Origin of the sequence: Catellatospora paridis (assembly GCF_009720365.1) — a bacterium.
GTDB lineage: Bacteria > Actinomycetota > Actinomycetes > Mycobacteriales > Micromonosporaceae > Catellatospora > Catellatospora paridis.
In genome coordinates this window covers 105,902-129,974 of sequence record NZ_ML769313.1, presented here as the reverse complement: position 1 = coordinate 129,974, position 24,073 = coordinate 105,902, and the positions used below count along the sequence as shown (strand labels likewise).

At 71.9% G+C, this 24,073-nt stretch carries 23 protein-coding genes; 4 read left to right on the top strand and 19 right to left on the bottom strand.

Annotated elements, in window-relative coordinates; all coding sequences use genetic code 11:
* Positions 1-172: 172 nt before the first annotated feature.
* Entirely contained in the window at positions 173-1,339 is a 1,167-nt protein-coding gene (locus tag F9C41_RS05530; RefSeq protein WP_155385579.1) for an ROK family transcriptional regulator, read from the bottom strand.
* Positions 1,340-1,422: 83 nt separating this feature from the next.
* On the opposite strand from F9C41_RS05530, the gene F9C41_RS05525 reads away from it, so the two are divergent.
* The gene (locus tag F9C41_RS05525) at positions 1,423-2,691 is read left to right on the top strand and encodes a Gfo/Idh/MocA family protein (protein WP_155385578.1); all 1,269 of its coding nucleotides are present in this window, start codon (positions 1,423-1,425) and stop codon (positions 2,689-2,691) included.
* 73 nt (positions 2,692-2,764) lie between these two features.
* On the opposite strand, the gene F9C41_RS05520 is transcribed toward F9C41_RS05525, so the two are convergent.
* A complete protein-coding gene (locus tag F9C41_RS05520) occupies positions 2,765-3,856 on the bottom strand; it encodes an NAD(P)/FAD-dependent oxidoreductase (RefSeq protein WP_155385577.1) in 1,092 nt (363 codons plus the stop codon).
* A gap of 135 nt (positions 3,857-3,991) precedes the next feature.
* Between F9C41_RS05520 and F9C41_RS05515 the strand changes: the two genes are divergently transcribed.
* Positions 3,992-4,846 (top strand): helix-turn-helix domain-containing protein, encoded by an 855-nt coding sequence (locus F9C41_RS05515; RefSeq protein ID WP_155385576.1) that lies wholly within the window; start codon positions 3,992-3,994, stop codon positions 4,844-4,846.
* Between the two features lie 23 nt (positions 4,847-4,869).
* Here the strand turns inward: F9C41_RS05515 and F9C41_RS05510 are convergent, their stop codons facing one another.
* The 4 genes from F9C41_RS05510 to F9C41_RS05495 all read right to left on the bottom strand — a co-directional run bounded on the left by F9C41_RS05510 (position 4,870) and on the right by F9C41_RS05495 (position 9,733).
* Entirely contained in the window at positions 4,870-5,364 is a 495-nt protein-coding gene (locus tag F9C41_RS05510; RefSeq protein ID WP_155385575.1) for an NUDIX domain-containing protein, read from the bottom strand.
* A gap of 230 nt (positions 5,365-5,594) precedes the next feature.
* Complete coding sequence (locus F9C41_RS05505) at positions 5,595-8,060, bottom strand: DUF7824 domain-containing protein (RefSeq protein ID WP_155385574.1); 2,466 nt, start codon at positions 8,058-8,060, stop codon at positions 5,595-5,597.
* Between the two features lie 228 nt (positions 8,061-8,288).
* Positions 8,289-8,759: an NUDIX domain-containing protein gene (locus tag F9C41_RS05500; protein ID WP_155385573.1), complete on the bottom strand. Its 471-nt coding sequence runs from the start codon at positions 8,757-8,759 to the stop codon at positions 8,289-8,291.
* 251 nt (positions 8,760-9,010) lie between these two features.
* Positions 9,011-9,733: a 2-phosphosulfolactate phosphatase gene (locus tag F9C41_RS05495; RefSeq protein ID WP_196279633.1), complete on the bottom strand. Its 723-nt coding sequence runs from the start codon at positions 9,731-9,733 to the stop codon at positions 9,011-9,013.
* A 203-nt stretch (positions 9,734-9,936) separates the two neighbouring features.
* Between F9C41_RS05495 and F9C41_RS05490 the strand changes: the two genes are divergently transcribed.
* Both F9C41_RS05490 and F9C41_RS05485 read left to right on the top strand, forming a co-directional pair.
* Positions 9,937-11,076: a serine hydrolase domain-containing protein gene (locus tag F9C41_RS05490; protein ID WP_155385571.1), complete on the top strand. Its 1,140-nt coding sequence runs from the start codon at positions 9,937-9,939 to the stop codon at positions 11,074-11,076.
* A 220-nt stretch (positions 11,077-11,296) separates the two neighbouring features.
* The gene (locus tag F9C41_RS05485; RefSeq protein ID WP_155385570.1) at positions 11,297-11,704 is read left to right on the top strand and encodes a hypothetical protein; all 408 of its coding nucleotides are present in this window, start codon (positions 11,297-11,299) and stop codon (positions 11,702-11,704) included.
* A 439-nt stretch (positions 11,705-12,143) separates the two neighbouring features.
* On the opposite strand, the gene F9C41_RS05480 is transcribed toward F9C41_RS05485, so the two are convergent.
* The 13 genes from F9C41_RS05480 to F9C41_RS05420 form a co-directional block, all read right to left on the bottom strand.
* Positions 12,144-13,259, bottom strand: coding sequence for a MerR family transcriptional regulator (locus tag F9C41_RS05480; RefSeq protein WP_230689334.1), 1,116 nt, complete (start codon positions 13,257-13,259; stop codon positions 12,144-12,146).
* Between the two features lie 268 nt (positions 13,260-13,527).
* Positions 13,528-14,148, bottom strand: a complete 621-nt coding sequence (locus F9C41_RS05475; RefSeq protein WP_155385568.1) for an SRPBCC domain-containing protein — start codon at positions 14,146-14,148, stop codon at positions 13,528-13,530.
* Positions 14,123-14,503 carry an ArsR/SmtB family transcription factor gene (locus tag F9C41_RS05470; protein ID WP_155385567.1) on the bottom strand — a complete coding sequence of 127 codons (381 nt, stop codon included), beginning with the start codon at positions 14,501-14,503 and terminating at the stop codon, positions 14,123-14,125. Before F9C41_RS05470 ends, F9C41_RS05475 begins: the two co-directional genes overlap by 26 nt.
* Before the next feature lie 43 nt (positions 14,504-14,546).
* Positions 14,547-15,506, bottom strand: coding sequence for a serine hydrolase domain-containing protein (locus tag F9C41_RS05465; protein WP_155385566.1), 960 nt, complete (start codon positions 15,504-15,506; stop codon positions 14,547-14,549).
* Positions 15,497-15,838: a hypothetical protein gene (locus tag F9C41_RS05460; RefSeq protein ID WP_155385565.1), complete on the bottom strand. Its 342-nt coding sequence runs from the start codon at positions 15,836-15,838 to the stop codon at positions 15,497-15,499. The genes F9C41_RS05465 and F9C41_RS05460 overlap by 10 nt, the downstream gene beginning before the upstream one ends.
* An 83-nt stretch (positions 15,839-15,921) precedes the next feature.
* Entirely contained in the window at positions 15,922-16,323 is a 402-nt protein-coding gene (locus F9C41_RS05455) for a helix-turn-helix domain-containing protein (protein ID WP_155385564.1), read from the bottom strand.
* A gap of 78 nt (positions 16,324-16,401) precedes the next feature.
* The gene (locus tag F9C41_RS05450) at positions 16,402-17,025 is read right to left on the bottom strand and encodes a DivIVA domain-containing protein (protein WP_155385563.1); all 624 of its coding nucleotides are present in this window, start codon (positions 17,023-17,025) and stop codon (positions 16,402-16,404) included.
* Between the two features lie 13 nt (positions 17,026-17,038).
* On the bottom strand, positions 17,039-18,199 hold the full coding sequence (locus F9C41_RS05445; protein ID WP_155385562.1) for a globin domain-containing protein: 1,161 nt from the start codon (positions 18,197-18,199) through the stop codon (positions 17,039-17,041).
* Positions 18,200-18,201: 2 nt separating this feature from the next.
* Positions 18,202-18,600 carry a group I truncated hemoglobin gene (locus F9C41_RS05440; protein WP_155385561.1) on the bottom strand — a complete coding sequence of 133 codons (399 nt, stop codon included), beginning with the start codon at positions 18,598-18,600 and terminating at the stop codon, positions 18,202-18,204.
* Between the two features lie 285 nt (positions 18,601-18,885).
* Positions 18,886-20,514: a hypothetical protein gene (locus tag F9C41_RS05435; RefSeq protein WP_155385560.1), complete on the bottom strand. Its 1,629-nt coding sequence runs from the start codon at positions 20,512-20,514 to the stop codon at positions 18,886-18,888.
* 115 nt (positions 20,515-20,629) lie between these two features.
* On the bottom strand, positions 20,630-21,013 hold the full coding sequence (locus F9C41_RS05430) for a VOC family protein (RefSeq protein ID WP_155385559.1): 384 nt from the start codon (positions 21,011-21,013) through the stop codon (positions 20,630-20,632).
* Between the two features lie 47 nt (positions 21,014-21,060).
* On the bottom strand, positions 21,061-22,071 hold the full coding sequence (locus F9C41_RS05425) for a serine/threonine-protein kinase (protein WP_155385558.1): 1,011 nt from the start codon (positions 22,069-22,071) through the stop codon (positions 21,061-21,063).
* Between the two features lie 20 nt (positions 22,072-22,091).
* Positions 22,092-24,020: an ABC transporter ATP-binding protein gene (locus tag F9C41_RS05420; RefSeq protein ID WP_155385557.1), complete on the bottom strand. Its 1,929-nt coding sequence runs from the start codon at positions 24,018-24,020 to the stop codon at positions 22,092-22,094.
* Positions 24,021-24,073: the final 53 nt, after the last annotated feature.

Sequence of the window (24,073 nt, the reverse complement as noted above, 5' to 3'; positions counted from 1 at the left end):
GAACCCTTCTCGCAAAGCCGTCATCGGGGATTCACCGGGCCGCGGTGGGACGAACGGTGGCGTGGCACCATCCGGCGCCGCCGAGACCCGTGTCACATGTGCTAGCCCAGTATTAATGGAGTCCTGAATAAGTTTGTCAAGACCCGAACGCGGGCCGCGGCATGCCGAAGTATCAACGTGCAGGTCGCAGCGGTGCTGCCACGCCGGTGCGCACGTCGAACAGATGCTCCTGCAGATGTTCGAGCGAGAGTTTCACCGCGCCGAGCGCCACCGACTCGTCGCCGAGCGTCGAGGTGAGGATCTCCGGGATGCGTACGCAGCGCTTCTCGATCTCGCGGCGCAGCGGGTCGAGCAGCACGTCGGCGGAGCGGGAGAAGCCGCCGCCGAGCACCACCAGCTGCGGATCCAGCGCCAGGACCAGCGCCGACGCGCCCAGCGCCAGCTCCTTGGCATACCGGCGCACCACGGCCACCGCCTTGCGGTCGCCCTCGCGGGCGCTGGCGAAGACGTATCCCGCCAGGTCGTCGGGGTCGGTCCCGGCCGGTGCGCCGGTCCACGAGCGCAGGTGCTCCTGCGCGCGGATCCAGCCCAGCTCGGGCAGCGCCCCGATCTCGCCGGCCGCCTGCGCGAACCCGCGGTGCAGCTTGCCGTCGATGATCAGACCGGTGCCCGTGCGCAGGCCCGCCAGCAGGTAGACCACGTGCTGGGCATACCGGGCCACGCCGCGCCAGGTCTCGGCCAGGGCGGCCAGCCGGCTGTCGTTCTCCACCAGCACCGTGCCGCCGACCAGGCGACCTACGTGCTGGGCCAGGTGCACCCCGGTCCACTCCGGGAACGCCACCGACAGCACGACCCGGCCCGCCGCGTCGACCAGGCCGCTGGTGCCGACCGTGGTCGCCCAGATGTCCGCGCCGGTCAGCCCGGCCGCGGCCAGGCACTCGGCGACCGCGGCGTCGACCGCGCCGAGGCGCTCGGCCCGGCCCGCGGTGATCGCCACCGGCGTGCGCACGGTGTGCCTGACCTCGCCGTCCAGGTCGGCGGCCAGCACCCGGATGGTGTGCCCGCCGATGTCGACGCCCAGCACCCAGCCGGCGTCGGACCGGAACCGGTAGCGGCGGGCCGGGCGGCCCATCCCGCCGGCCGCGGGCTGCACCTCCTCCAGCCAGCCCTGGTTCTGCAGCTGCAGCACCACGTCCTCGGTGGAGGGCCGGGACAAACCGGTGTCGCGCGACAACTCGGTCAGCGTCAACGCCGGTCGGCCGCGCAGCACGTGCACCACGGCCAGGGCGTTGAGCTGCCGCAACCGCGATAGATCCCCACCTGCGAGCTGTTCGGTCACCACCGGCCCCCTTTTGCACACCGCGCTGCCATGTTACTAATTATGGAGACCTTCAAAAGTAACTCCTCCACGGGATGGCTGAGATGACTGTAGACGGGGTACGGCTGGTCGTGGCAGGTGCCGGACTGCGCGGCATCGGATACGCCCGACGCGCGGCCGCCAGCGGGACGGCCCAGGTGGTGGCCGTCGCCGAACCGGACCCCGACCGCCGCGCGGCGTTCGCCGCCGAGTTCGGCGTGCCGGCCGACCAGGTGTTCACCGACTGGGCCGAACTCGCCGCCGCCGGACGGCTCGGCGACGCCGCGGTGATCGCCACCCAGGACCGGATGCACGCCGACGCGGCCGTGGCCTTCGCCGGGCTGGGTTATCACATACTCCTGGAAAAGCCGATGGCCACCACCGAGCCCGACGCGCTGCGCATCGCCGCCGCCGTCGACGCGGCCGGGGTCATGCTCGCCGTCTGCCATGTGCTGCGCTACACGCCCTACACCCGGGCGCTGAAAGGCCTGCTCGACGGCGGTGCGATCGGCAAGCTCGTCAACGTGCAGCACCTGGAGCCGATCGGATGGTGGCACTTCGCGCACTCGTTCGTGCGCGGGCACTGGAACAACTCCGAGACCTCCGCGCCCCTGCTGCTCACCAAGTCCTGCCACGACATCGACTGGCTGCTCTACCTGATCGGCGCGGCCCCCAGCCGGGTCAGCTCGTTCGGCGGGCTCGCCCACTTCCGGGCCGAGCAGCGCCCGGCCGAAGCAGCCGACAACTGCCTGGACTGCCCGCTCGAACGGAGCTGCCCCTACTCCGCGCCCCGCCTCTACCGCTCCTGCCTGGGCGACCCGGCCCGCGAGTTCTGGCCGCTGTCGGCGGTCACCACCGACCACACCGAGGCCGGCATCGACGCCGCGCTGCGCACCGGACCGTACGGGCGCTGCGTCTACGGCAGCGACAACAACGTCGTCGACCACCAGGTCGTCGCGATGGAGTTCCCCGACGGCGCGACCTGCACGTTCACCATGACCGCGTTCACGCCCATGGAGCTCCGCCGCACCCGGCTGTTCGGCACCCACGGCTACGTCGACGGCGACGGCCGCCTGCTGCACGTCACCGACTTCCGCACCGGCGAGCAGCGCACCATCGACACCGGCACCCTGGCCGACGGCACCGCCGGGGACGGCCACGGCGGCGGCGACGACGCCATCATGGACGCCTTCCTCAAGGCGGTCGCTGGCGGCGACGCGTCCGCGCTGCACTCCGACGCCGCCGCGAGCCTGGCCAGCCACCGCGTGGTCTGGGCCGCCGAGCAGGCCCGCACCACCGGCACGGTCACCGGAGGTGTCCCCACCCCCGCGTGACCGCCCGGCAGGTGCGGCCGCCGGCCACGCAACCTCATGGCCGGCGCGCGCCGTCCGCGACCGCCTAGCGGACTCAGGCCGTGCCGAACAACTCGGCGAAGCGGCCCGTGAACAGGTCGGCGCCTTTGTATTCGGCGACCGTCGCGGCCGGGACGACGGCTGGGCCGTCGGGTGTGGGGAACTGGCCGACACCGCCCTGCGTGCCGAGCGGGAGCAGGATCATCGGATCGGGTGCCGGGCGGTAGTAGGCCGTCGGCTGCTCGCCTCGCAGTCGCGCCGTGATGTTCTGCGCCACGACCTCGGCGTGCTGCATCGCGTACGCGGCCATCTTGGCCTCGGCGACATCGGTGATGTCGCCGATCGCGTAGACGTGGTCGTGCCCGTGCACGTTGAGGGACTCGGTGACGCGGACCTGCCCCTGCGGGGTGCGGGTGGTGAGGCGGCCGTCGGCGAGGTAGCCGGTGTTGACCCGTACGCCGTGGGCACGGAACCAGATGTCCGCGGTGATCTCGTCACCGTCGGTGGTGGTGACGGTGAAGGCGCCCGCCTGCCCCGGCTCGGTCGCCGGCAGCGCCGCCAGACCGACCCCCAGCCGCAGCCGGATGTCCGCCTCCACGAGCTGGCGGTGCAGCTCCTGGCGCAGTTCCGGCTGGAAGCCCGGCAGCAGCTGCTCGACCGGGTCGACGACGGTCACCTGCTTCTCCGGCCAGACCTCCCTGATCTCCCCGGCCAGTTCCAAGCCGACCGGCCCGGCACCGACGATCAGCACCCGCCGCGCACCGCTCAGTTCCTTGTGGGTCCGGCGCAGCTCGTCCAGCGCCGCGACGGTGGACTCGGCGTCGGGCTTGGCCGGATAGGCGTAGCCGGAGCCGGTGGCCAGGACCAGGTAGTCCGCCTCGACACGTCCGCCCGAGGCCAGGGTGACGCCACCAGGATCCACCGAGACCGCCCGGTCCCGGACCACCTTGCCCCGCGTGAGCAGCGTGCCGAAGGGAAAGAACATGTTGCCCGCCCAATCGGGCCGGACCAGTGCCCGCAGCGACGCCGCCGCGTTGACGAAGGCGTCCCGCGGATCGATGAGCACGACGTCAGCCTCGGCGTCCAGCGCCTTGGCGACCGCCGAACCCCCGTAACCTCCACCGATGACCGCCACCGTACGACCCATGACTGCACACTCCCGCAGACCGAAGTTGACTTCCTGCCATGACTCTGGCCGGGAAAAACGCGGTCAGGGAGGCCGGGCTGAGGGTGGTAGCAGCAGGGCCACGCTCCCGGACGCCGACGCTGTTAGGTTCGGACGGTGAGCGACAACGAACTCGGACTGTTCCTGCGGGTGCACCGTGAAGCGGTCACCCCGGCCGCGGTCGGGCTGCCCACCGGACCCCGCCGGCGAGCCGCGGGCCTGCGCCGCTCGGAGGTGGCCGCCCTGGCGGGCGTCAGCGTGGAGTACGTGACCCGGCTCGAACAGGGACGCGACCGCCGGCCGTCCCCGCAGGTGCTCTCCGCCCTCGCCGACGCGCTGCGGCTGACCGCCGGCGAACGCGTGCACCTGCACCGCCTCACCAAGGCGGCCGACCCCGGCTACAACTGCCGGGGCGAGACCGTCCCGGCGCGCACCGTGCGCCCCACCGTGCAGGCCCTGCTCGACCGCCTGGAGCCCACCCCGGCCGTGCTGCTCAACCGGCTCAGCGACGTCCTCGCCCACACCGCGGGCTTCGCCCGGCTGGCCGGGCCGGTCGGCCTGCTGGACGCGGCAGCGCCCAACCTCGCCCGGTTCGTGTTCACCGACAGCCGCGCACGCAGCGCCTACCCCGACTGGGACCACGTCGCCGACGAGCAGGTGGCCGGGCTCAAGGAGGGCCCGTTCCGGGCAGACCCGCACCTGGCCGCCCTGGCGGACGAGCTGACGGTCACGGCTGGCGACGCCTTCACCCGGCGGGTCGACGCCGTTGCCGCGCTGGCGAAGTCCAGCGGCGTCCTCCGGCTGGCCCACCCCGAGGTGGGCACATTGCGGCTGGCGTACGAGACGCTCGAACTGTCCGCCGACGACGACCAGCGTCTGATCGTCCACCTGCCCGCCGACGCCGCGACATCCGCCGCACTCGACCGTCTGAACAGCCCCCGGGCGCAGCCACTGCGGCTCGTGGTCGGATGACACGGCCGCAGGCGGCGTACGACTCAGGCCTTCGACGAGGCGAAGTAACGGGCCGCGACCGCGGTGTGCAGGCTGAAGGCGAGCGGCGTGGCGTCGGTGACCAGCTCCCAGCCGGCCGACTCCTCGTTCGCGACCGGCGCGGGCAGGTCGGCGACGTCGCGGTGCGGTAGCAGCCCGAACACGAGCAGGGTGCCGTCCGGAGCGCTGAGCGTGTCGTACAGGCTCACGTCGGCCGCATCGGCGCGGGTCCCGGTCTCCTCCCACAGCTCCCGGACCACCGCCGCCTGCCATGACTCACCGAGATCGATGAAACCGCCGGGCAGCGCCACCCGGCCCGCCCCGGGCGGGATGATGCGCCGCACGCCGAGCAGCCCGTCACCGACCGGCAGCACAGCAACGGCCACCGGCACCGGGTTCACATAGCTGACCTGCTCGCAGGCCGCACACCGGCGTGGCCAGGCCAGGTCGGCGGCGTAGGCGCTGCCGCAGTAGGAGCAGTGCGAGTGACGTTCCGGCATGGGCACCACGCTAGCCCGGCCGCGCTCGCGGCCGCTTTGCAGGCCCCTTCGGCACCGGGTGACGGCCCGGGTCAACAAGCGGCGACCCGTGCAATCCGCTTGTCACCGCCGACCGTGATGTCCCGATCAGCTTCACCGAGCTGCCGGCCTCGTCGACTCGAAACGGCACGTGCCGGTTGCCCGCCCGCGCCGATCACTTCGCGACCGCCGGATCGGAGGGGTCGAAGCGGCTACCAGGCCAGTGCTGCGGCCAGTTTACGTGCCTCGACGACCACGCGGCTCGAACCGCCGCGGGCGGCCGTCGCGTCGACCATCGGGATAGGACCACGTACGCCCAGCGCCATGGCGCAGCGGCAGGCGACCTCGACCACGTCGGCGACACCGGGCTGCGGGTTATCGGCGCGTAGCAGCTCGGGTAGCGCGGCCCGGCACAGTTCCCACACCCCGGCGACCGCACCGGCTCGTGCGGCGTCGTTCAGTGTGGCGGCGGCCCGTTTGGCTTTCACCAGCCCGGCCGCGCCGAGCCAGCCGAACTCCCGGCCGACCGCGGCGCGGTCCAGTGCCGCGTCGAAGCCGATGAGGGCGTCCACAGCCGCGGCCCGGCTCACGGCGTGCCCGGCCGCGAGCGCGTACGCGACAGCCAGCGTGACCGCAGGCCCGATGGGCCCGCTCGTTTCCGCGAGCATCGGCAGCAGCAGCGCGACGCCGCCACCCGGGCCGGTGTCGGCGCCCGCCGCGACGTTCGGCAGCGACCATGCGGCCACCACCTCGCGATGTGAGGGCAGCATCGCCGCCCAGGTGGCGGGATCGCCGGCCGGCTGGTGCCCGACACGCTGCGGTGGTTTGAGGGTGAACAACTTGCGTTCGACGGGGCCGGCGTCGGCTGGCGGGGTCAGCGACACCACGCCGCGGGCCGCCGGTCCGTTGCCCCACAGGCCGGGCGCCTGCACCAGGCGGGTGGCGACCGGGTCCGGGTGGCCGTCGCGCAGCCGCTGGGCCAGGGCGATCCCGACCCGCGAGCGCAGCCGCCCGGCTGCGGTGACCGCGGCCGGGTCGACCACTCTGGGCAGCCGCAGCAGCGCCTGGGCCAGGTCCGTCGGCCAGGGCTCGTGACCCGCCTGCTCGTATCGGGCCAGCCGGTCGGCCAGTTCGGCCGGGTCGAGGTGGCCATTGGCCGCGGTCGGGGTCGCCAGCAGGACGGGAACCGGCATGGCAGGGCCGTGCACGGCAAGCTCCGCCAGGCGGTGCTGCAGCAGCCAGGCGGGGCTGAGGTTGCCGTGCGGGTGCAGCGGTGCGAGCGGCCCGCCGGCCTGCGTGCGGCGCTGCGCGTCGGCGACCGCAGACCCGGCCTCGTCCGCCAGCTCCGGCGAGCCGCCCATGACGGCCAGCGCGCACCAGATCAGGGTCTGCTCCATGGCCCACCCGGGGTTCAGCCAGTCCCGGTGTCGCGCGACGACCGGGCTCAGCGCCCGGGCCGCCGCCGGCCTGTCCGCGGCCGCGACCGCGACCAGGCCCGCCATCACCCGCTCCATGGTGACCGGGGTCAGGTCACCATGGAGCAGTGCGGCGACCTCTTCGGCGAGTTCGGCGATCGTGGTGACGCGATGCAGTGCCGCCATCTGCGGCGTGGGTGCCGGCTGCGGCTGCAGCGGCTCCTCCGCGACCGCGGGCGGGTCGAGCAGGGCGAGCAGTTCGGTGCGGTGGGCCGGGCGGCGGCGCGCGGCGGCGCGCAGCCATACCTGCTGGGCCTGACGCAGTTTCTTCTCGTCGCGGGCGAGCATGGTCGCCGCGATGTCGCGCAGGGCGTCGAGTTCGAGCAGGCCAGCCTCGTCTGCGGCGCACAGGGCGCGTTGGGCCAGGCCGACGACGGTGCTGTGCGGCGAGTGCAGCAGGCAGAGATAGTCGGTGAGTCCGTCGGCGAGGTCACCGGCCTCGGCCGGGATCGCGTCGTGCAGGCGGGTGTACGGCCGCACCGCACCGGGCGAACCGCCGAGCAGCAGCCGGGCCCGGCAGCCTGAGCGCACGACGGTGGCGGCCGCCGGGTCGGCGGCGGCGAGCCGGCGCAACGTGTCCTCGATCCGGGCGCTCCCACGGGCCAGTGCCTCGCCGAACTCTTCGTGTTGCAGCACGAGCGGCAGCAGCACCGGCCGGTACGGGTCGTCCGCCAGTGCCCGGTATGCCTCCTCGCCGCGGTGGACGTGCCGCCACCAGCCGATCGCGAACGACGGCTCCACCGGCACCGGCAGCCCCGCCTCCCGTACGAGCGCGTCGGCCAGCAGCCACTCGTCCCAGGGGCGTGCGTCCAATCCCGCCACGACTCCGGCCGCAAGTTCGGGCAACCAGGTGACAGCGCGCTCACGCAGCACCGCGATGGCAACCTCCGCCGGGAGCATGTAAGTGCCGTCGCGCCACGCCCCGTGGGCGAACACCGCGGCCGCGGCGCGGTGCGCGTCGGGCGCGCAGCCGATTCCGGCCAGTGCCAGGACGGCCGGTTTGCGGGGGTGCCACCAGGACGGCTGCTCCTTGTTGCGGCGCACATACCCGGCGAGGTGCACAAACGCCGCCAGCCGTCGGGGTTCAGCGGCCCCGGCCAACCAGCCGACCACGTCCTCGATCGAGTTGCGCTCCAGCGCCGCCTCAAGCGTCGGCCAGTCGCCGGAACTCTGGTCGACGGCGTTCGTGGCGGGGATCGGCATGGCGGGCAACGTACACCAGCAGCCGGACACCGCGGCGAGCCGCTGCGTCGATCTCGCGCGACCTGTTGCCGTTCTGCCGGACGTGCGTGTCGAACCTGCAGTTCACGCAAGATCGCTGCGGCGTGGTGCGGCCGTGGTCAGCGGAGCGTGAACCGGTTTCCGCTGGTCACAGCTGATCTGCTGCCGGTGACCGGGCCGACTTCGAGTGGCTTGCTCGCATACGCAGGCTCAGGGTTGTCGACCATGCTCGGCGTATACACAACGGTGCTGCAGTCTCGCTTCGAGGGCGAGCCGCATCCGGTTGGCGAGGCGAAGGGGCAGGTGGTCGTCGAGAGCGCTCACATCGACGAATCGCGCCTCGGTGATCTCGCCGTCTGCGAAGGCCATCGCCACGAGATCTGCCTCGCTCAACTCGCCGCCATCGAAAATGAAGAGCACCTTGTCGCCCTCGTTCGCGGCCGGAGCCCAGTCGACGACAAGCGGCTGCGGCGCGACCGGCAATGACCTGCCCAGTTCCTCGACGATCTCCCGGTGGCATGCGGCCAGCGGAGACTCGCCGATGTTCACGTAGCCGCCGGGGATCTCCCATCCGGGCTTGTAGCTTGGCTTGACCAGCAGCGGGCGACCTGCCGCGTCGACGAAGAGTGCCCCTGCGGTTAGCCGCGGGGTGGCAAACGAGTTGGTCTCCGGTTCGGCCACCGGGCAAGTTTAGCGACGGCTCACTGCAGCATGTTCAAGCGCTTGGCGAGTGTGAACAGTGTCGAGGTGGGCCTGCCTCGGCTGCGCCGCAGCCCGCTGGCCATCTCCTGGGACCACTGCGGTTTCTGCCCGGCCAGGGAGTTCTGGCATGCCGTGCCTCATGCCGAACACCATCGCCAACCAGGCCGCGCGGGCAGCTCCGCTCGTCGCACAGCTACTGGTATCGCTGACAGGCCGGAGGGCGCGCCGATTCAGCATGGCACCTTGACGAGAACTACGTGGTCCTTGTGGACTTCACCGACCATGGCGAAGGAGGACCGGTCGACATCGCAGCAGAAGCGGAGGTCCCTGGAAACATCAGGGCGCTCGGAGGCGGGTAGTTGTGCATAGTGGTGAGCATGCTCGGTGGCGCCGTCCATGATGCCCGTGACCAGGTCCGCCCGTGCCGGCGCCGACCCGTCGAGAAGGCCGGCCAGGTACCTCGCACAGGCCCAGTCCTCAGCGGTCCGCCCAGTGCAGATGAGGGTGTACGGAACGTCGGCGTGGTTGCAAGCGATCCACCGGGCGGTGGCGCCGACGTTTACCGCTGACACCGCGAGCAGTGCCGCCGGGTTCGGACACCGGGCGAGCCCGAGCGTGCCGTTCGATGTCGCCTGGATCAAACGTCGGCCGTCGAGCTGCGCCGTCGACATCTCGAACGGCGAGTTCCCGAAGTCGAAATCTGGGGGCTTGAGCCCGTTGGCCTCCCCGACCAGAAGACGATCCGGGTGCAGCCGCCGGAGACCTCGGCCGACCTCGACCGACGGCGCGCAGGCAATTTCTGTCACGCCACGCTCAAAGGCGACCGCGGCCGTCGTGAAAGCCCGGATGACATCGATGACGACGACGATTCTGCCAGCCGGGACTTCGGCATCCATACCCACGATCGACACGGCGCTGATCGTTCGCCGCAGAAGGCCGATCCGCAAGGACATTCTCGCAGCGTGAACCGGCGCGCTCCCACCCTCTTTGCATGGGTGTGGCGTCATCGGTCGTCGTTTCCACGTGGTCAGCAGTGAAAATCCGTGACCCGGTGACCAAGCGCCATCTGTGATGATTTGATGAGATTCAAGACCGTTCGGGCACCGAGGCGTGCATGGCGGCGCCGATCGGAACGCGGTCTCGGAGGAGATTCTCGATGTGGCGGAAGAGCGTGGTCGGGGTGGCCGCGATCGTGGTGACAGCCCTGGTCGGATGTGCCCAGTCGACCCTTCAGCCGGTCGACCGAGACGGCCGGCGGTCGGCTGACCGGGATGCCCAGCTCACCGCCGCGGTTCCCGAGCTGATGCGGCAGGCCTCGGTTCCGGGCGCGATCGTCGGTGTCTGGCAGGAGGGAAAGGCCCCATACATACGGGCGTTCGGTGTCCAGGACACGAGCACCGGACAGCCCATGACCCCAGATCTCCACATGCGTATCGGCAGCCTCACCAAGACGTTCACCGTGACTGCCCTGCTGCAGCTGGCACAGCAGGGCAAACTCGGACTCGACGACCCGATCGACCGGTACGTGCCCGGTGTTCCGAGCGGCGATGTGATCACGTTGCGTCAGTTGGCCGCGATGCGCAGCGGGCTCTTCAACTACGCGGACGTGACCATCGCCGGCCTGTCGAGCGAGCCCGATCGCCAGTGGACGCCGCAGGAGCTCCTCGCCGTCAGCTTCAGCCGGCCGCTGCTCTTCGAGCCGGGCACGAAGTTCGACTACTCCAACACCAACACCGTGCTGCTGGGGCTCGTCGTCGAGAAGGTCTCCGGCCAGTCGATCGAAGCATTCATCGACCAGCACATCCTGAAACCGGAACGGCTGGGGAGCACTGCCTTCCCTCCCGGCGCCGACTTCCCCTCACCCCATTCCCAGGGCTACGCGAAAGCCGCCGACGGTGCGACCGTGAACGCCACGGACTGGAACTCCTCATGGGGATGGGCGGCGGGTCAGATGGTGTCGACGCTCGACGACGTCCGCGTCTGGACCCAAGATCTGGCCACGGGCAAGCTGCTCACACCCGAGATGCTCCAGCAGCGCAATCAGTTCCTGCCCGCGCCGGAGGAGGGACAGGGCGCTCAGTACGGCCTGGCGATCGAGAACCAGAACGGCTGGCTCGGCCACAACGGCAACATCGCCGGCTACATGACGTATCCGTACTACCTGCCCGCCGAGCAGACCACCATGGTCGTGATGCTCAACTCGAATGTCGACGTGCCGGGGAGCTGGGCGTTGATGGAAGGGATCGTGAAGATCATCAGTCCGCGCCACCCCTGGCCTAAGCCACCCACCGACTAGCGGGCAACTCCGACAGGACCTCTCGCTCAGGCCACGAGCGAGAGGGTCTTTTCACTATGCGCGGTCCAGTGGTAAGCGGCTCTTTGAGGCGGTCCCCTGGGGTTGCCGCGACCTACGGCATGGCCGCCGCCGCTTGACGGCTGGGGCCGAAACCAGTTTCCTGGTCGGGCCGACGCGGCGTCTCGACCACGGTGCGGTGCCGCGTTACGAAAGGGAGCCGATGCCCGGGTGGTACATCCAGAGCCCTGACGGAACACTGCTCGAGGAGACTCAGCTCATCTACGGCCTCATACACCTCGACGTCTTCCACAGCCTGCTCGCCGCCGAGGAAGGGATCGAGCTGAGGCAGTACGAGGAGTTCGGCGGATCGACCTCCTGGGAGGGCGTCAGCTCACCGCTCAAAGACCTACTCGCCCGCCCAGACCGCGGCATCCCCGCCACCCGCTGTAGAGCTGTGCTGCCGACAGTCGAGCCCATCCTCCAACGCTGGTCGAGCGGCGACTTCGCCCTGCACGACATCTTCCACGAACGCGAATGGATGCGAAAAGACCAGGTGACGTCGCTCGTGAAGCTGGTCGCCATGCTGAAGGAGTGCGTTAGGACGGGCAGTCGGTTGGTGCTGGCCTAGTACATCGGCGGCACCTGCGCTTTGCGCGCTGGTCTCAGGATCGAGGTGCCGCTCGTCGATACGTGGAACACTCTGGCGTTGTCCGGCCACCAGGTGCCGCCGACGAATTACTCACGACAAGGCCGGTGAGGGCGTTGGTGGACCTGATGTGGCACAACCCGAACCGCACTCACGCTGTTCAGAGGCCACCTGTTTTGTTTCGGCGGTCCGGCGGCGCGTCGCGTAGTCCGGCACCCAACAACGGCGCGACCGAGCTCTCGGTCGCGCCGTTCTCATGGAAACGCTTTCGCCCGACTCACTTCTCGCGCATCTCGATGTACATGTCCGGCCACGCCTTGATTATCGCGAGCCGGCCCGCCCGCGGCGCCATGCCCGCTTGGCGCCGCCATGACCGGCAGGCCGTCCAGGAAACGCTATTAGGTTGAGCCTGCGACGCAGTTCAAGCTATGAGCAGGCGGAGGCCGAGATCTGCCGCGTCGAGGTCGGCGAGGTCGCGGTTACGCTCGGCCCACCGGCCGGAGGCGAGGTCGTCGTCGAGGCTTCGCACCGCCCGCCGCTCGGCCTCCGGCCCGACCCGCGTCCATACAGACATCGCCCGGCGCACGTGATCCTCCAGATACTCCTCCGGTCGGCGCCAGTACGCCTCGAACAGGCCGTCGGCACAGTCCCACGGAATGGGGACCGGCTCCGCGCGGGCACCGATTGCGTCGGCCATCCCAGCAAGCGAGGGAAATTCTGCGAGGACGGTGGTGAACTCGGGCAAGTAGTCGCGGGTCAGCCAGAACCGGTCCTGCCATCCGGGCTCGTCGGTGTCGAACGTGAGCACCACCACGCGACGGGCCACGCGCCGCATCTCGCGCAGCCCGGCGATCGGGTCCCCCCAGTGGTGGACGGTGGAGACGGCCATCGCGGCGTCGAAAGACTGGTCCTCGAACGGCAGGATCTCCGCGGCGGCTGCCACGCACGGAGCCGCGCCCGCGGGACGCTGCGCCCGCATGACCGCCGACGGCTCCACCGCGGTCACGTCCCGATCAGAGGGCTCGTACGAGCCGGTACCGGCCCCGACGTTCAGCACTGTCTGTGCGTCCCCGAGCGCGTCCCAGATCTGCGCAGCGATCCGCGGCTCAGTGCGCCGTGTCGCGGTGTAGGCACCGCCGATCGCGTCATACAGCCGTGCACCGAGCATCTCCAGTTGCTCTTCTGGTGTCACCGTCAGTCCCCTCGCTCGTGCCTCGAGTTCCCTGTCGATGGCCGCGACCATCGCATCAGCGCGATCGCGCCGCTCCAGCAGCAGGCCGCGCAATCGATACAGGTGCGCGACTGCGTCGATGGACGGGTCGCCGACCAAGTCCGCGACCTCTCGCAGGCCGAACCCCAGCCGACGGTAGGCCAGCACCTCGCGCAGCCGCTCCACGTCGGCCGCCGAATAGGCCCGGTATCCGGCCGCGGTCCGTGCCGACGGCCGCACGAGCCCGATCTCGTCGTAGTGATGCAGCGCGCGGACGCTAACGCCGCCCAGCTCGGCCACGCGTCCGACGGTCCAGTGCTCTTCCACGCGACCGACTATGCCGCCTGACGCCACGTGAGGGTCAAACGCCTCGCTGCCGGCAGCCAGAAACGAACGCGAAGCTGCTTCGACGAAGTCGAAAGGACTGCGGATCAGCCTCGCCGGCGCCGAGCCAACCGCGCTACGGCAGGGCGAATGTCGTCGGCGGAGATAACAGCCCAGACAAAGAAATACGCCCAGGCCTTCCGACCTGGACGTACTCTCCGGTGGACCCGATGGGACTCGAACCCTGAACCTACGGATCAGGAGCGGGTGGTCAGAGGTCGGGGGCGAAGTGGGTGGCGGCGGCGGTGACCGAAGCGGTGATCTCGTCCTCGGTGGCGGTGCCGGAGGCGCGGATCGCGTCGGCCCAGGCCTGGATGGAGCGGCGGGAGAACTCCTGCCCGGCCGGGGAGTTCTGGTCGGCGAGCGGGTCGTCGCTCGGCTCGCCGCCGAGGTGGCGGGCCAGCATGAGCAGGCCCTGGTCCCAGCCGGGGCCGACGTAGAGCGCGCCGGCGCCGCTACCCGCCATCTCGATGGGCACGGTGTGCTCGACCTCGAGGTCGGTGCTGTCCGCACCGGCCGAGGTCAGCCGCACCTCGACGATGCTGGTCGGCCCGCCGTACGTCATGCGCAGCAGCTTCGGCGGCCGGCACTGAAGGATGTCGCCGGAGGCCATGTTCTCCACCTGGAAGCTGCCGCCCTCGCGGAAGTCGCCGCTGACCGGGGCGAACCATCGCGGCAGGCGCTGCTTGCTGGTGATCGCGTCCCAGACGTCGTCGACGTCGGCCTGGTACGTGCGCCGCACCAGCACGGCCACCATCTCGCCCAGGTCGCCGCCGTCGCGCCGGGCGACCTCGCGCCGGATCGCCTCAAGCTGCTCGGTGATGTCCTTCATCGGGTGTCTCCTTGTCCTGTCGTTCGTGCAGGCGGCGTTCCCGGCGGCCCCGGGCGAGTTCGGTTCCCAGCGCGTCGAGGCGCTGGTTCCAGAACCCGCGGAAGTGGTCCAGCCAGTTGTCCACTTCCCGCAACGGGGTGGTGTCAACCGCGTACAGCCGGCGGGTGCCTTCGGCGCGCACGGTCGCGAAGCCGTTGTCGCGCAGCACCTTCAGGTGTTGCGAGACCGCCGGCTGCGAGATGCCGAACTCCGCCTGGACCACCTCGGTGAGCGCGCCGGAGGCCCGCTCACCCCCGGCCAGTAGTTCGAGGATCCGGCGCCGCACCGGATCGCCGAGTACGTCGAAGGCGTGCACGGACCGAAGTTACAGCGGACGCTTATATAAGTCAAACCCGGTATTAGCTCAGCAGCAGGTCGAGCAGCCCGTCGGTCAGCGCCGCCGTGCGCTCGGTGTCGTCGCCGAGGGCGGTGACGACCACGCTCAACCCCCGGTCGGGCACCCGTGCCAGCAGCGTGCGCACGCCGGGCCAGGCCCCGCCGTGGCGGTACACGGTCAGCCCGTGGCGGCGGCGCACGCCCATGCCCCACGCGTAGTCCAGGGTCGTGCCGTCGTCGAGGCGGCCCGGCGCCTGCAGCAGCCCGCTGACCCCGAGGCGGCTGTCGTTGAGCGCGTCGGCCCAGCGCAGCAGGTCTCCAGCCGTGCTCCAGACCCCGCCGTCGCCCAGCGACAGCGGCGCGGGATGCACCGGCGACAGCGCCGACGCGCCCGGCGGAGCCGGCTCGGGGCCGTCCCAGAACCGGGTGGCCGCCATGCCCAACGGCTTGAACAGCAGTTCCTCGGCGAGCGCCGGCAGGTCTGCCCCGGCGGCCCGGCGCACCGCCTCGGCGAGGCAGACGTATCCGGCGTTGGAGTATGCGTATGCGGTGCCGGGCGGGCGCGCGGGCTCCGGCAGCGCGCGCAGGGCGGCCAGCACCCCTGGCCCGGTGCGGTCGCCGGTCAGGCCGCGGTCGACCAGATCGTCGTCGGGCAGGCCGCCGACGTGGTGCAGCAGGTGGCGCAGGCGCACCGACTCCGCCCAGGCGGGCAGCTCGGGCAGCCGCCGTGACAGCGGCTCGTCCACGGCCAGGCCGCCCTGGCGCATGACCAGCGCGACCAGCGCCGCGGTGACCTGTTTGGACAGCGAGGCCGCGTAGACGGTGGTGCTCTCGTCGAACGGCCGCCCGGTCGCAGTGGGGCTCGCGCACACGAAGACCGGCGGCGACACCCGGCGCGAGAGCCCCACCACCAGCGGCTCGGATGCCGCGTAGCCGGCCGCACGGGCCAGCCGCCGGACCTCGTGCGCCGGCACTACGCGCATCCGTCGGGCAGGTTCCCGACGAAGTTCATCGCCGAACCCGCCAGCGCCACGAACGGCACCAGGCTCCCCGCCCAGCCGGCCAGCACCGCCCACCGGTTGCCGTCGGTGCGACGCAGCGCACCCGCCAGCAGCACCCCGCCCAGCAGCAGGTCCAGCAGGACGGCGAGGGTCCAGCCCGCGGCCAGCCCGCTCGCCGCGCCGCAGCCCTCCAGCCGCAGCAGTGAGAGCATGCCGTAGACGAGTGCGGCGAGCACGTGCACGAGCGCGCCGATCGTCAGGTTCGCTGCCAGTCCGAGCGAGATGGAGGGCCGGTGCGCCGTGTGATCCGCCACGTGACCGCCTCAATCACTGCCGTCGCGCCGGCTCCGGTGGCCCGGCGCGAGCCGAAGTGTGCCACCGGCAGGTTACCGTTCGTTTACTGGTCGTCGTAGAGGCCTTCCATCAGGCGCAGGCGCTCCACGACCTCGGCCGCGAGGTCCAGGCTGGCCGGGGACAGGCCGGTCATCCGGTGCAGCAGCCGGCGTAGCTGGGTGTCGCGCAGCGCGCCGAGCAGTTCCAGCTCCCGGTCGACGGCGGCGGCACGTTCGGGGTCGAGGAAGTAGGCGACGTCGACGCCGAAGTGCGCGGCGATCCGCCCGACCAGCTCGTGGCCGGGGTTGGTGCGCTTGCCGGTGCGGAGCATGCCGATGTACTGCGCGGACACCTCGACGGCGCGCGCGACCATCTCGTCGGTCTGGCGCACGCCGCCGGGCTGGATCGCGTCCAGCAAGCGGTTGTAACGCTGCGCGAACATCGGCAGCACAGATCGTGCATGCATCTGGACATCATCTGACGGGCAGGCCGGGCCGGTCATGTTCACTCCAGTTAGGACACGACGCCGTCGGCGGTCCTGTGATCAGTCGGGCGACGGCGTCAGGTGCTGCAGCTGGTGCGCGAACGCCAGGATCACCGCATCGAACTGGGCCTCGATGGCGGGCAGGTTGGACCGCGCCGCCTCCAGTGAGCGCAGGCAGGTCGCCAGCATGGCCACGTCGCGCGCCTGGCGTTCCCGGTCCGGGCTGTACGCGCCCCCGGCGGACGCCCGGTAGCTCGCCGCGGCCCGGTCGGCGTCGCGGCGGGCGGCCTCCAGGATGTGCGCGGCCTGCTTCTCGGCGCTCTCCACGATCAGCCGGCTCTGCTGCTGCGCGGCCGCGATAACGGTGTCGGCCTGGGCCTGCGCACGGGCGGTGAGGGTGACCGCCTCCGCGGCGACCTGCCGGGCGCGCACGGCCGGGTCGACGGGCTGCAGGCGGTCGCCGAGCCGTTTGACCCGGTCCAGTTCGGCCTGCTGGGCGGCGATGTAGGCGTTGAGCGCGTCGACGTCCTCGGCGAGCGTGCGCCGTAGCCGGTCGACGGCCTCCTTGTCGTAGCCGCGCCGCCGCCCGCTGGCATCGGGCAGGTGGTGGCGGACGATCGACTCCGGCGTGTGCGGCACCCGCTTGCGCAGGTCCGGCTGCTCGTACGCGCTGACAGTGGTCACTGCTCCCCCTGTGTCATCGGATCGCGGCGGCGCTCGCCGCGGGTGCCTGGGACGGCCGGTAACGGCTGCCGTCGTAGTCCTCGGTATGGATCTGAGCGGCGGGCACGCCGGCGGCGGCGAGCGCGTCGCGCCCGTTGCCGGTCAAGGCGGGCGGGCCGCATACGTACACCTCGCGCTCGGCCAGGCGGGTGGTGCGCAGCGCCGCGCCGAGCACGTCGTCGCCGCCGCGCTCCTCCGGCGTCACCGGCAGCACGCTCAGCCAGCGGTGCGCCGCCTCCAGCCCGCGCAGGGTCGGCAGGTCGTAGAGGTCGCCGACGCCCCGAGCGCCGGCGAACAGTTGCACGGACCGGGCCGGCACGCCGGCGGCGGTCTCGACCTCGACCTGCTCGACCAGTGCCCGCATCGGGGCCAGGCCGGTGCCGGCGGCGATCAGCAGCAGGTCGCGGCCACCGCCCGGGGTGAGGGTGAGCTGCCGGCCCACGGGTGCGCCGAGCCGCACCTGGTCGCCTTCGCGCAGCTGGTGGACCAGGGCCGGGCTGAGCTCGCCGCCGGACTGGGCGCGGACGTGGAACTCGATGGTGCCGTCGGCGCGCGGGGTGTTCGCGGGCGACAGGAAGCGCCAGACCCGGGGCCGCAGCGCGCATTCCAGGGCCACGGACTGTCCGGGCCGGTAGGTCAGCGGCATGGTCGGGCGGACCGTGAACACGGCAAGGTCGGGGCCGCGGCGTTCGTGTTCCAGCACGTCGGCGGTCCACCAGGCGGGCTGGCTGCGGGCGGCGTGCTCGGCCGCCCGCAGCATGGTGCCGGACACCAGGTCGTACGCCGCCGACCACTGTGCGGCCAGGTCGTCGGTCCACTTCTCGCCCAGGAAGTGCTCCAGGGTGGCCAGCAGCGCCTGTCCGACCTGCGCGTAGTGTGCCCCGACCACCGAGAACTTGCGGTGGTCGCGGCCCAGCCCTTCCAGGTACGGCACGGCCTGGTCGAGGCGGTCGACGTGCGACACGACGTGCCCCAACGCCTGCAGCAGCTTGTCCCGCTGGCCGGCCATGGACACCGGGAACAGGTCGCGCAACTCCGGATACGCCACGAAGAGGAAGGCGTAGAAGTGCTGGGCGGCTCGGTCGCCGTGTGCGGACACGACGGCGAAGCTCTGCTGCAGGCGCGCGGCGTCCATCCTCAGGCCGCCGCCGGCTCGGCCACGATCAGGGGCTGCACGCTGGCCAGCACCTGTCCCACCTGGAGGATGATGTCCATCGGCACGTGCAGTTCGAACAGCACTCCGGCGGCATACTGCGCGACCCGCTGGTAGTCCGCCGTGCTGATGTTCAACCGGGCGTGCGCGGGGCCGAGGTTCTCCACCGGGTATCCGGTGGGGCCGCCGAGCACGTGGGTGAGCAGCGCGACCATGTGGCTCTTGAGCCTGGGCAGGTCGATTCCGTCGAAGTAGTCGGCGAGCTGCTCGTCGGCGAGCAGGTAGGTGTAGAGCCGGTCCACCGCCTCGCGCACCGACGGCGCGCCGCCGATGAGGTCGTACGCGCTGGCGACCGTGGTGGTCGCGCCTGGACTGTCTGACATGTTCCGCCTCCGTCATCGCAGTGATGAGCACGCGGAGCCGGCGATCGCCCGGTCCGGGCCCGCACCCGGTTCGGGACGTGGTGGAACACACCGGCACAACCAGCGGTTTGCCCGAAGGCCGCCAATCAAACCACTGGTTATCCGCGCACTAGCAGGATATCTAAATACATCACTTTCGTGTCAACCAGTAGTCGGTTAATATACGGTGTGTGTTTTAGAACACATGTACGATGACTATCCACATGAGACAGTGCAGCTCACCGGCGTTACGGCCGCGGCCTGGCCTCATCCGGCGCTGGTGGCCGTGAACCGCGCCGTGAGGGTGCCGGAGACCGCGTCGGTGGCGCGTTTGCCGCGCGCCGTCAGCGTCAGGTCACCGGTCAGCGTGGAGCAGTCGCCCTCCCTCGGCGTGAAGCGTCCCTCGACCGACACCGGCGCCGTCTTGGCCGGCTGCTCACCGACGGTCCACTCCAGCGTGCTCGCGGGACTGGCGAAGACCACCGCACCGGCGGCGCCCGCAGGCCGGCTCGTACCGTCGAGCGCGCCCGTGACCTGCCGGCCGCCGACCGCGCCGGACAGCTCGGTCAGCTGTCCCACCTCACCTGCGACCACGTTGCCACCCGCCACCACCAGCCGGAACGTGATCTCGCCGCCGTCCGGCCGCAACGTCGCGCCGGACACCCGGACCGCGCCCGACACCGTCGCCGTGCCGGTCCACTCGCCGTCGGTGAACGTCGCGCAGTCCTCCTTGCCGTGCCAGGTGACGGTCACCGGCAGCTGCCCCGTGGGCCGCGGCATCGGCGCCAGGAACCCGGCCAGTCCGGCCGGCGCACCGGCGAACACCGCCTGGAACAGCTTCAGGTTGTCCATCGGTGCGGCCTGCAGCAATCCGGTGACGGTCCGCGCGGGATCGGTCGCCGCGCCCGGGTCGGCCGCGGCCCGCAGCCGCACCGTCACCCGGCCCGCGGCGTCGGTCACGGCACGCTGCGGCGCCAACCCGCCCGCGCCCATCTCCACATGCCCGCCCAGCGCCGCGGGGGGCAACCAGGCCAGGTCCACCGCGCCGGGCGCGGCGTTCGCCACCAGCAGCGGCTCGGGCCCGAACCCGGCCGCCTGCGCCACGTCCACGGTCGCCACCACGTCCAGCGCGTCACCGGGCCCGCCCGGCCCCTGTGCCAGGCGCGCGCCCTGCGGCGACATCCGGATCCGCACGTCCTGCCAGCGCAGCATCGCGTGGGCGTACGCCATCGCGGGCGCGTCGCCCAGCGACAGCTCCCGGCCGCCCGCGGCGTACACCAGCCCCCAGCCGGCCGCCTCCGGCGCGGACCGCTGTCCCGTGCCCATCGGCGCGCGCTCGGGCACCCGCGCCGTCGCGGCCGGGTCGACGAACCCGTCCAGCAGCATCAGCCACTCCGACAGCGCGTCGACCGAGGGCCCGAGCGACCCGTCACCGGAGAAGTCCACCTTGCGGGCCTGGAGCAGCCGCACCAGCCAACTGCTCCGCCCCTGCCAATACGTGTTCTGGTACAGCTCCAGCAGCTCGGCCGGCGCACGCCGCACGCCCAGTTCCGACAGCCGTCGCACGAAGGCCAGCATCGGCTCCCGGGCCGTGCCCGCCATCTCGGCGAGGGTGTCCACCTGCGCCTGGAGCACGTGCACCCCGTCCACGCCCGGCCGCACCCCGGCCAGCACCTGCTCACCCGTCGGGGTGTAGACGGCCACGCCCAGGTTGACCAGCACCGACCAGGCCCCGCGGCGGCGCTCCGCCGGATCCGGCGAGGCCAGCGCGGCCGCGGTCTGCTCAGGCGACAACGCGGCCTGCTCGCCGTCGCCGCGCTGGCCGCCCCCGGTGCACGCGGCCAACGGCAGCAGCAGCAGAAGGACGAGCCCGCCCACGATCGAACGCCGACCCACGCCCCGCCCCGCCCCGGCCATGCGACTCCCCCGTCCGGCGCCCGCGCCGGCGGACACGTCCTGGGCCGTCACCGTAGTGTCTCCACAGGCGGCCACGCCAGAGGGTACGCGGCGCTCAGTCCTCCTCGAGCACCGAAAGGATGTTGCCCGCCGGGTCCTTGAACCAGGCGATGCGCGGGCCCGTGTCGGCGTCGGAGACCCCTGCGGTATCGGTCGTCAGGTCGTCGGTGTCGTACTGCTCGAATGCGACGCCGCGTTCGCGCAACTCGCCCATCGCGGCCTCGAGATGGGTCACCGGGAAGTTCAGGATGGTGTACGTCGCCGGCTCGTGATCCGGTTTCGGATAGATCAGCACCTGGCCGCCGCCGGCCAGTTCCAGCCGCAGCAGGCCGCCGCCGAGGTCGGTGACCTCCAGGCCCAGCGTCTCGCCGTAGAACCGCCTGGCCTGCTCGGTGTCGTCGACCGAGAACCCCGAGAACGCTCGCGTCCTGCCGAACATGGTCCGCTCCTCCTGCTGTGTCGGTCCGGCCCCGCGCCGGGCCGGTGTCATGCCGTCGCGGCGTCGATCGCCGCCTGCGCCTTCGCGGTGCGGCGCACGGCCGCGGCCAGCGCCCGTTCCGCCGCGGAACGGGCCGCCCGCAGCCCGTTCGCCTCCTGCTGCGCCCGGCCACGCCGCTCCTCCAGCGCCGTCAGCGCTTGCCTGAGCTGCGCCAGCTCGTCCACGGCCGACGACTCGGCCGCCCTTGCCGTTTCCACCTCGTCCCGCGCCTGCTGCTCGGCGTCACGCGCCGAGTCCAGCTCCCGCCGCAACCCGGCCGGCACCGGCGGCTGGACGACCGGTGCCGCCGTCCGCGCGACCCGCGCAGGCTCGGTCGCCGCGACCGGGCCCTTGCGGGCCGCAGTCCCGCCTTCGGTCGCCGCGACCAGGCCCTTCCGGACCGCAGTCCTGGCTGCCGCGCGGCCGCCGGTCGCCCTTACCGCACCCTTTGCTGCGGGACGACCGCCGGTCTCGGCCCGGTCGTCGGTGTCGCCCGAGGGTTCATTGTCATCGGGTTCGTCGCCGGAGGGCAGCGCCGCGCCGAACCCGGTATAGGACACGGCCTTGACGACCGTGCCGGCGCGGACCTGAGCGGCGATCTCGTCGTCGGCGAGCGCGGCGGCCAGGGTCTGCTCGACCTCGGCCATCGGCAGCTTCGCCGGGCTCAGCGTGGGCTGGGCCTGCACCGCCAAGTCCGCGGCCTGTTCGGCAAGCGCCGAGAGCAGCTCGCGGCGCCGCACGGTCAGCGTGCGCAGGTCCGCACCGCGGAGCTGCCGCTGGGCGTCGCGCAGCGCGTCGGCCAGCCCGGTCAGCTCGGCGATGCGCTCGGGTGCGCGGTGGGCGAGCAGGTTCACCAGCCACGCGGCGACGGTGGGCCGGCGCAGCCGCTTGATGGCCGTGGCCTGCGCGCCGTGCCCGGTCGCCTTGGCCGCCGCCGCGGCGGCGTCGCGGGCGGCCGTGAACTGCTCGGGCAGGCCCGTGTACAGCTCACGCACGGTCTCCTCCGGCACCTCGCCCACCTTGTCATGATATGAGCAGATCAGCCGGCGGCCAGGTAACCGTGGGCCTGGAGCGTGAACAGCTCGGCGTAGCGGCCGCCCGCCGCCATCAGCTCGTCGTGGCGGCCCGACTGCACCAGCCGGCCCTCGTGCAGCACGTAGATGACGTCGGCGTGGCGCACGTTGGCCAGCCGGTGCGTGATCAGGATGGTGGTCCGCCGACCCTGCCGGTCCCGGATCGCCTGGAACAGGGCGTCCTCGGCGCGCGGGTCCAGCGCCGACGACGGCTCGTCCATGATGAGCAGGTCCGCGTCGCGCAGGAAGCCGCGCGCCGCGGTGATGCGCTGCCACTGCCCGCCCGACAGGTCCTGCCCGTCGGCGAAGGTGCGATCCAGCAGCGTGTCGTACCCGAACGGCAGCTGCATGATCATGTCGTGGGCCACCGCGCGCAGCGCCGCCGCCTCGATGCGCTCGCGTGCCACCGGCGCACCCGCCTCACCCAGCCGGATGTTGACCTCCGCGGTGAACGGCCACTTCCAGTAGTCCTGCGACACCACCGCGATCCTGGCCCGCAGCTGGTCTGCGTCCAGTTCCGCCAGCGGCACGCCGTTCCACAGAACCGTGCCCGCCGACGGGGCCCGCAGCGCGGCGATCACCGCGGCCAGGGTGGTCTTGCCGGAGCCGTTCTCCCCCACGAAAGCCACCGTCTGCCCGGCGTGCACGGCCAGCGACACCCCGTCGACCGCCGGGGCCGCCCGGTCGGGATAGCTCAGACTCACCTGCTCGACCCGCAGCGTCTCCAGCTCGGCCGCGGGTAGGCTGCCGTCCGCGGCGGGCACGTGCGCCTTCGCCCGCTCCATGAACTCGGTGTAGTCGTCGAAGTGCCGGCCCTCCATGTACAGCGCGTCGACCTGGTAGGTGACGGTGTTCAGCGAATGGCGGGCCGCCTGCAACGCGATCACGGCGGTGGCCGCGGCCGACAGCGGAATCGCGCCGTCCAGCAGCAGCCAGCCGAGCAGCCCGTACACCGCGCCCGTGGCGAGACCGCCCGCCATCGCGCCCAGCGCGTTGGTCGTGGTGACCCGGCGCGCCAGGTCGAGCTGGATGCGGGTCTCGGTCTCCATCACCGTGTCGTACTGGCCGAGCAGGAACCCGCGCAGCCCGTACGCGCGCAGCTCCGCGGCGGTCATCCGGTCGGCCATCAGCCGGTTCAGGATCCACATCCGCCGCCGCCGCACCGACCCGGCCAGGTACGTCTGGTACTCCAGGTGCCCGGCCTTCAGCGCCGCCCACGCGTTGGGCACCGTGGCCAGCAGCATCGCGCCCAGCAGTAGCGGGTGCACCACGACCAGCGCCACCGCCACGGCGAGCACCCCGATGGTGCCCGCGGCCAGCGCCATCATCGCGTTGACCAGCCCGATCACCGACTCCATGCCGCGCGCGGCGCGTTCCATGTCGTCGGCGAACGCGTCCTCGTCGAACGCGTCCAGCCGCACGGCCGTCGTCGCCTCGAACAGCTGCCGCTGCACGGCCCGGTCCACCCGCGGCGTCAGCCCGTTGAGCGCGTACCCGGTGGCGATGCCCATGCCCGCACGCAGCGCCGCGGCCCCGGCCAGCACGATCAGGGCGGGCAGCGCCGTGGCCACCCGGTCCGGGGTCGGCGCGGCGGAGAACAGGCCGACCAGGACCTGCTGCGTGGCGAGCAGGCCCGCCGTCGACAGGACCCCGGCCAGCACCGTGCAGGACAGCACGATCGCGGTGCGGGCCCGGTCGGCGCGCCAGGCGATGCGCAGCGCGGTCCCGACCAGCCGCGGCAGCGCCTGGGCGAGGGTGCGCAGTCCGGCGTCGGCGCGGGCGCGCATGCCGTGCTCCCACCACATGACCCGCATCTGCGGCAGCACGGAGCCGGTCGCGGGTGTCGTCTCGGCGGCGGTCACGGTGGCGGCATCGGACGGTGCGGACACGAGCATCCCCTCCCCTGAGCCGCGACCCCGTCGGCGGCCTGAGAGAAGGTTATGCCCAA

What these genes read in the sequence shown, in the direction of transcription:
- F9C41_RS05525 (WP_155385578.1), top strand. Translation starts at nt 1,423, where the DNA reads ATGACTGTAGACGGGGTACGGCTGGTCGTGGCAGGTGCCGGACTGCGC.
- F9C41_RS05520 (WP_155385577.1), bottom strand. Translation starts at nt 3,856, where the DNA reads ATGGGTCGTACGGTGGCGGTCATCGGTGGAGGTTACGGGGGTTCGGCG.
- F9C41_RS05510 (WP_155385575.1), bottom strand. Translation starts at nt 5,364, where the DNA reads ATGCCGGAACGTCACTCGCACTGCTCCTACTGCGGCAGCGCCTACGCC.
- F9C41_RS05505 (WP_155385574.1), bottom strand. Translation starts at nt 8,060, where the DNA reads ATGCCGATCCCCGCCACGAACGCCGTCGACCAGAGTTCCGGCGACTGG.
- F9C41_RS05495 (WP_196279633.1), bottom strand. Translation starts at nt 9,733, where the DNA reads ATGTCCTTGCGGATCGGCCTTCTGCGGCGAACGATCAGCGCCGTGTCG.
- F9C41_RS05490 (WP_155385571.1), top strand. Translation starts at nt 9,937, where the DNA reads ATGTGGCGGAAGAGCGTGGTCGGGGTGGCCGCGATCGTGGTGACAGCC.
- F9C41_RS05485 (WP_155385570.1), top strand. Translation starts at nt 11,297, where the DNA reads ATGCCCGGGTGGTACATCCAGAGCCCTGACGGAACACTGCTCGAGGAG.
- F9C41_RS05475 (WP_155385568.1), bottom strand. Translation starts at nt 14,148, where the DNA reads ATGAAGGACATCACCGAGCAGCTTGAGGCGATCCGGCGCGAGGTCGCC.
- F9C41_RS05465 (WP_155385566.1), bottom strand. Translation starts at nt 15,506, where the DNA reads ATGCGCGTAGTGCCGGCGCACGAGGTCCGGCGGCTGGCCCGTGCGGCC.
- F9C41_RS05455 (WP_155385564.1), bottom strand. Translation starts at nt 16,323, where the DNA reads ATGCATGCACGATCTGTGCTGCCGATGTTCGCGCAGCGTTACAACCGC.
- F9C41_RS05445 (WP_155385562.1), bottom strand. Translation starts at nt 18,199, where the DNA reads ATGGACGCCGCGCGCCTGCAGCAGAGCTTCGCCGTCGTGTCCGCACAC.
- F9C41_RS05440 (WP_155385561.1), bottom strand. Translation starts at nt 18,600, where the DNA reads ATGTCAGACAGTCCAGGCGCGACCACCACGGTCGCCAGCGCGTACGAC.
- F9C41_RS05430 (WP_155385559.1), bottom strand. Translation starts at nt 21,013, where the DNA reads ATGTTCGGCAGGACGCGAGCGTTCTCGGGGTTCTCGGTCGACGACACC.
- F9C41_RS05420 (WP_155385557.1), bottom strand. Translation starts at nt 24,020, where the DNA reads ATGCTCGTGTCCGCACCGTCCGATGCCGCCACCGTGACCGCCGCCGAG.